Source organism: Ancrocorticia sp. (assembly GCF_052089425.1).
In the GTDB taxonomy this organism is placed as follows: domain Bacteria; phylum Actinomycetota; class Actinomycetes; order Actinomycetales; family Actinomycetaceae; genus Ancrocorticia.
This window is the reverse complement of the sequence record NZ_JBQCZW010000002.1, coordinates 1-6,487: the sequence shown is the minus strand read 5'-3', so window position 1 is coordinate 6,487 and position 6,487 is coordinate 1. Positions and strand designations below refer to the sequence as shown.

General features: G+C 55.4%; 5 protein-coding genes. 1 reads left to right on the top strand and 4 read right to left on the bottom strand.

Features of this window, described 5'->3' with window-relative positions; translation table 11 throughout:
• Positions 1-761 (bottom strand): alcohol dehydrogenase catalytic domain-containing protein (locus ACTHV6_RS00895; protein ID WP_441385380.1); only part of this gene is annotated, 761 nt, incomplete at its 3' end.
• A 131-nt stretch (positions 762-892) separates the two neighbouring features.
• On the opposite strand from ACTHV6_RS00895, the gene def reads away from it, so the two are divergent.
• A complete protein-coding gene (def, locus tag ACTHV6_RS00890) occupies positions 893-1,444 on the top strand; it encodes a peptide deformylase (RefSeq protein WP_441385379.1) in 552 nt (183 codons plus the stop codon).
• Between the two features lie 91 nt (positions 1,445-1,535).
• On the opposite strand, the gene ACTHV6_RS00885 is transcribed toward def, so the two are convergent.
• From ACTHV6_RS00885 to ACTHV6_RS00875, 3 genes are all read right to left on the bottom strand, one after another.
• Positions 1,536-2,603, bottom strand: a complete 1,068-nt coding sequence (locus ACTHV6_RS00885) for a hypothetical protein (protein WP_441385378.1) — start codon at positions 2,601-2,603, stop codon at positions 1,536-1,538.
• A gap of 1,244 nt (positions 2,604-3,847) precedes the next feature.
• Positions 3,848-5,071, bottom strand: coding sequence for a hypothetical protein (locus ACTHV6_RS00880; RefSeq protein ID WP_441385377.1), 1,224 nt, complete (start codon positions 5,069-5,071; stop codon positions 3,848-3,850).
• A 504-nt stretch (positions 5,072-5,575) separates the two neighbouring features.
• Positions 5,576-6,265, bottom strand: a complete 690-nt coding sequence (locus ACTHV6_RS00875) for an SDR family oxidoreductase (RefSeq protein WP_441385376.1) — start codon at positions 6,263-6,265, stop codon at positions 5,576-5,578.
• Positions 6,266-6,487: the final 222 nt, after the last annotated feature.

The following is a 6,487-nucleotide window of genomic DNA, read 5'->3' as shown; positions in this document are numbered from 1 at the left end:
AGCGGAGGCCCGGGTTCCGCCATTTGCTGGCGATCAATAACGTGCGTAGCGCCGAGGCTCCGCAAGTACTCGCTCTGGCTCTCGACTCGCCCACTGAGCGCTGTCACTTCGTATCCGAGCTGTGCCAGAACTGCTACAGCGATGGAACCCACGCCCCCAGCCGCTCCCATGACAATCACAGGTCCGGTCTCGGGTGCCACTCCCTCACGTTCCAACGTGAGCACGGAAAGCATCGCTGTAAACCCGGCCGTTCCGATCGCGGCGGCCTGGCTCGCACTCAGACCGTCAGGGACAGGCATCAGATAATCGGCAGGCACCCGTGCACGTTCCGCTAGACCGCCATGGAAGGACTCACCGATACCACCACCTGTGAGTACCACGAGCTCTCCCGATGCGAAGCGGTCATTGTCCGTATTTCTTACTCGCCCCACAAGGTCAATGCCGGGAATGAGAGGGCTGGTTCTCGCTACACCAGGCTTCCCGCCAACCGCGAGGCCGTCCTTGTAGTTCACTCCCGAGTACAGAACATCAATGTCCACGGGTCGCTCATTACCAGCCATCCCGGGATTCTCGGCAGCGCCCGTACTGCCTGAGAACGCGGCGCCCGTATTACCCGAGGAGCTCAGAGAGCCCACCGCGTTCGAGGATCTCGCACCTTCCGTCCCGAGAATGCTTTCTGGAAGGTCCCGGAGTTCTGCACGGTGATTCAGGACCTTCCCCTTGACCACCTCTTGCTCGATCAGTATTCCTCGAAAGCTCACGTCTACTCCCCAACCTTCCCGCGTGCCTCCAAGCCTACGGTCTGATACTCCGGGCGTCTTGCACTCCTGCGAACTAGTACACTCCCGCAAACTGGCACTGAAATCTCGAATCGCCCGGTTATGCTCGTACCATGGCAATTCTTCCCATCCGCATATGGGGCGATCCGGTCCTGCAGTCCCTCGCCCAGCCTGTCACCGAAATTACCGAGGAAATTCGCGCGCTCGTCGCCAACATGTTCGAGACGATGGACGCAGCACCCGGAGTTGGGTTAGCTGCGCCCCAAGTTGGTGTCCCGCTCCGGATTTACACATACACATATTTCGACGACGACGACGAACCGTGGCGCGGCCACATCCTCAACCCCGAACTCTGGATGGAGCCGATAGCACCCGGCGATCCAGATCCGGCGACTGAGGCAGAGGGATGCCTATCGTTCCCGGAACATAAGTTCCCGCTGCGCCGTGCAGACCATGTGAGGGTCTCAGGGACCAATCTTGATGGACAAGAAGTTTCGATTGACGTCCGAGGCTGGCGTGCTCGAATCATGCAGCACGAATTCGACCACCTGAACGGCATTGTCTATATCCAGAGGCTAATCGAACCGTATACGGCGCAAACTCTTTCAATCATTGAAGAATCTGGGTGGGGAGTACCAGAACTAAGCTGGACACCAGAAGCCTAGTACCCCACCGCCCAGATTCGGCACTGCTGCAGGCGCAGGGGCGCATCCGCTGGCCAGTTGCGAATCTAGCGATCTAGCAGCTTACAATCTGTCACTTGGCCGCAGCAGCCTGATGGTCCGCACCGGCAGCAAGAGTACGCATGAGGTCACTCATGATCGCCTTGTTCCACACGTAACCACAATAGTGCGCAACTCCAAACTCTGGCAGGAACGTGCGGGCCGCCTTCATACGGCGATCCATCGCTTCGATACCGTCGTTGCATTCAACGCCGAGGTAAATCGTTGCGTCTCCGGTCGCCAGATCAGCAAGAGGAGCAAAGTACGCTTCATCGGACGTTGTCAACGCAGGCAGGTGGAAGTAGTCAATACGTCCGGACGCAGCTATTTGAATAGCATTCGAGAGCCGCACTGGAAGCGAGATATCATCCAAGCTCTGCACAGGGAAGCTAGGCGACGTCCCGCAACACACATGGATGCCGAGCCGCACATCATCTGGCAGGCCAGCTATGTGTCCCTGAATGTAGTCTTCAGATGTGTAGTAAGCGAACAACTCTTCTGCTGGCGCGTCGGGTACCCAATCGAAATCGCGCTGCCACGTTCCACCAATGTGGATCATTTCCGTGCAGTAATCGATCTGGATGCACAGCTCATCGGACGGAATCACCTCAAGAATCCTGCGGTATTCCTCTTGTAGTGCTTCTTCCCATGCCTTGAAAAGGATCGGCCATTCGGACGAGTCAGGGAATGAAATGGAAATAACGTCGTGCGCGCCAGGGACGGCAACCTGAAACCGCGTTCGGTCAGGAATCTTTCCCTCGGCCTGCATCCGCTTGAAAACGCCGTAGGATTCGATGGCGTCCTTGGCATACGGGAGCTGTCCACGAAGGTTCACCTCCACGCCTGAACGTATCTTCAGAGTCTTGAATGAGTGGTAGGGGTGATCGTCAGGAAGGCTCAGTGTTGCCGCTACCGGCTCAAAGCAGGGCGATTGTGCGAGAATTTCGCTGTTAATCGCACCGATCCACGCGCGGCGTTCAGGAGAAGTCTCTCCATCGGGCCAGCACAGCGCTCGATCTCCGATTGTTTCGGACAGGAGCTCAAAAACTCCCTCGGGGCCATCAGCGGGGATTCCGCCGGAGAACATTACGTTCTGACTCATACGAGCCCTTCCTTCCTATGAATGCAGGTCACGCCAATTAATGCGGGGCACACCAACCGACTCGAGCGGATCTGGTCAAGCAACCTGCTCAACCCTACTTACTCGACCAAACTTGCTGAACCAAACTTGCTCACCCAAACCGGCTTACGGCGCATCACCCGGGCAGCGAACACCCTACATGCTTGCCGATTCTTGCAGGAACCTTGTCCGCGACAAAAGGCTCACTACCACACCGCGGGCGTCCATCAGCACCACCCACACACCAGCTCCCACACAGCACCACTCCAATTGCTGGCTACCGGCTATTAGCGGGAACTGCGGCGATTCCTGGCAACTCAGCACAACACACACGGAACACCGGACTCACTGCACAAAACTGGTTCACACAGGACCACATCCGTCCAAACAGGCTTCTACAGGTTCAAACAGGCTTCTACAGGATCAAACAGGCTTCTACAGGATCAAACAGGCTTCTACAGGATCAAACAGAGTCACACAGCTCAAAACAGATTCAAATAGGGCTGCACATGCTCAAACAAGACGGCATAGGTTCAAGCAGACCTATACAGACTTAAACAAACTCAAATGTCGCCTAATCTCGCTACACGATGCGCCAAATATCAAGCAGATCGAACTACGCACTACAAACTTAGAGCTCACATAAACGACTCTAAAGAACCTGTCGGATAGCAAACGTGATCATACGAGCAAATACCAACTGATACGAAACTATATGAAGTAGTACGTAGCCACGTCCAGCAATACGAAGCTACACGAAGCCAAGCGAAGCCATATGCAGGCACACGCAATATACAACACCCATAGAAGCTCGACGCACTGCGATGTCGTCACAGCCTCTAATATGGGCATTCAAATACCTAAAGATGCCTAAAGATGCCTAAAGATGCCTATGGGCACTAAACTGCATTCTTTGGCACATAACGAACCGTATTTAGATCTACTTGCCCTAAATGCTCCAAATCGGAACGAAACACCCACTTCAGTTCGATACGTATGAAGCACCGTCAATCGCTTCCATAACGAACCAAACTTAAGCATTATCCATCAACGCTGCTCAAACGTGCTCAACAGGCATATGAAGCACTCAAACTATATCAATGCTCTCGTATCAGGCTAAACATTAACTTACGCAATCAAACTGAACCATTCGCAGCCAACGCACTACCGCCCATCGTCATCAACTAAAGGTATAACAAGCAATACTAGGCCTCATACAAGCCCTATCACTCTCTCTGGATCACCGAATTCGAGACCTTAATACCGGTTGGGTGTTTCGGCGCCTCCCAAGGGTCCGTCACCTCTCGGTAGTCGTAACCCCGATCCGCAGAACGGCTGCTCGGGACACGCAACGGCGCACCGAGAGTCTGAGCACGAGAAGTTCCCCAAGCTTTTGCGCTACAAGAGCACATCTTCAGCTGCTTCTTCATTTTCGCGTTCTGCCGCACAACTAATACCAGCGCCTGCGCGTAGCGTTCGTTCCGGGCCCACAAATCCTTCTGCCTACCCGAGGAGTCACACATACTGGGGTTATCCACACTATCGGCCGTGCTCAAGGCTCCCGAATCATCGTTGCATTCTTCAAAAGAGCCCGGCTGATCGGGAGCGGATGCTATGAGTTTGCCCGCGTCGTGCAGCGCCCGAATCACAGCACTACCACTGTATCCACTTAACCACCCAGATACTTTGTACCCGTCATCCTCGGGATAGAACATCAAACCTTCGCGCCGCCTGCGAGGTTCCGCTCGACGGGCCGCACGAGCCCCGTTCTTGCGCTCCCACCCGCGTAGACTCCGCCGAAACTCCTTCACGCTCTGCGTTGCCGCCCAATCAAGGAGTAGTCGCTCGTTCTCTTTGGCGAGTGCGAGCAACTCTGGCGTGCGTTGGACAGAACGCAGCACGTCCACATATGCGATCGAGATTTTACCCTCGCGCATGTACTGTACAAACGCGGGAAAGTCATCAGCGGCCAGACGCGCGGACTGAATCTCCTTGTATGCAGCATGGCTTGTCTTTCTTCCGGCCCGCTCTACGAGCCCTGACAAACTGCTATCTGGACCAGGAAGGCGTGGCCGCTTTGCGGAGAGTTTCGCGTATCGCTGCGCATTCTCTCGCTCAACGATTGTTCGCATGTCAGGTTCCAGGCGATCGGCAGAATCTGCTGGACCGGTCTGTCGGTTCGATTCTCCCCCGCCTCCATCCCGCTCTCGCTGTCTGAAATACTCAGATTTGGCCTCTTGTAACAGCGTCTCGTACTGCTCTTCTTGGAGGTCAGTAACGTTACCCACTAGTGCAACAGCCAAGCCATCCATTGATATCGCCACCGTCTTCAACTTGGCGATCAAAGCGACAGACTCGCCTATGTCGCCGGCATGCACGTCAAGATTCTCGCATTCGTGAGCAATTTGGCTGAGCAACGTATCGATTCGCTCAAACTCGTCCTTCCTCATAGCATCCACCTCCTTTCGAACAGCATTGTCGTCAATCATTTCCTAGACACCGTTCCTTTCCGTCAACAGGGCCCGTCAGTAGGGTCCATCAGCGAGATCGATCAGTAGGGCCGATGAGCAGGGTCCTTGAGTAATCAATCCGTCTCTTATCTGATACCAACAACCCTAGATGCAGCCTCCGACACATTCTGTCCTGTCACACTGATTTCGACAGAACGAGTAGCCCTAAAAGATGAGCAGCCCTAGAAATGACGTACCCCGGCCTAGAGCACATGTGAGTGCTCCGAGCCGGGGTATGCAGCGCCGAATCACGGCACCCACCAGCCACCATCGCGCGCGGCAACCTGCCACAGGGGTTGAGAGCGTGAACAACTGCCCGCCGCCGCAGCGTTTAGGGAAGTAGATGCACAGGCCACCTCGTTTACCCGAGCGAGTGGCCATCCGTCACAGTGTTGACAGCTGGGCCGACTCGATTGCGTAGGCGGTTCCTACTGGCACGTAAACCTAGGAGACAGCCTCCGCGATGGGAGTTTCTCCATCGTAGAAGTTCACCGTTTGGCTGCTCGCCACTCGATTGGCTAGAACGTAGGAGATCATTGCTGCAACATTGTCGCGCGAGGTCGCATTGCGCGCCCCTCGCCGCGGCTCGACCCCGTCGATCTTGCCATCCGAATCCGCAACTGCAACCTTCTCGGTAGCGGGTTCCAGCGTCAATGTACCGGGACCGAGAATTGTGTAGTCGAGCCCGCTCTCCCTGAGATAGGCGTCTGCATCGTACTTGGCCTTGACGTATGGATAAAAGGAATCGTCCGGAGATACCCGGTCCAGATCCAGTCCAACCGTTGCGTAGGAGACCATAACAAACTTCGGTACACCGGCCTTAACAGCGGCATCGATGGCTCGCGTCGCCGCCTCGTAATCCACGGCATTCGTCCGTGCGGGATTTCCTCCGCCTGCGCCAGCCGAGAATACAATCGCCTGCGCCCCAGTGAAGAGACCAACGAAATCATCTACGCTTGCAGATTCCATATCGAGCACAACTGGATTCGCACCCGCCTGCTGAACATCGCCATTGTGCTCCGGGTTGCGAATCACAGAATCGACTGCGAAGCCCTCCGCCGCAAGCTTAGGGGCGGCCAACAGGGCAACCTTGCCGTGCCCGCCGAGTATTACTACGCGATTATCCGAAACCATTGAGACTCCTTGACATTGAGTTCCTGTTTGAGGCCAGATTTACGCCCGCGTTGACATTCCAGTCCAGAGGTACATGTACGTTCCTGATCACGTCCATATCCAGATTCCTGATCCAGTTCGCACGCGCCTTCCTGTTCACGATTCAGCACGTTGGCGGAAACCGGCCTAGTTGTTGAACAGGTTATACCCGCGGCTTATTCCGAACAGTCGCACGTGGATTCC

Bases quoted from the DNA above. Each gene is read 5' to 3' on its own strand.
- def (WP_441385379.1), top strand. From the start codon at position 893: ATGGCAATTCTTCCCATCCGCATATGGGGCGATCCGGTCCTGCAGTCC.
- ACTHV6_RS00885 (WP_441385378.1), bottom strand. From the start codon at position 2,603: ATGAGTCAGAACGTAATGTTCTCCGGCGGAATCCCCGCTGATGGCCCC.
- ACTHV6_RS00880 (WP_441385377.1), bottom strand. From the start codon at position 5,071: ATGAGGAAGGACGAGTTTGAGCGAATCGATACGTTGCTCAGCCAAATT.
- ACTHV6_RS00875 (WP_441385376.1), bottom strand. From the start codon at position 6,265: ATGGTTTCGGATAATCGCGTAGTAATACTCGGCGGGCACGGCAAGGTT.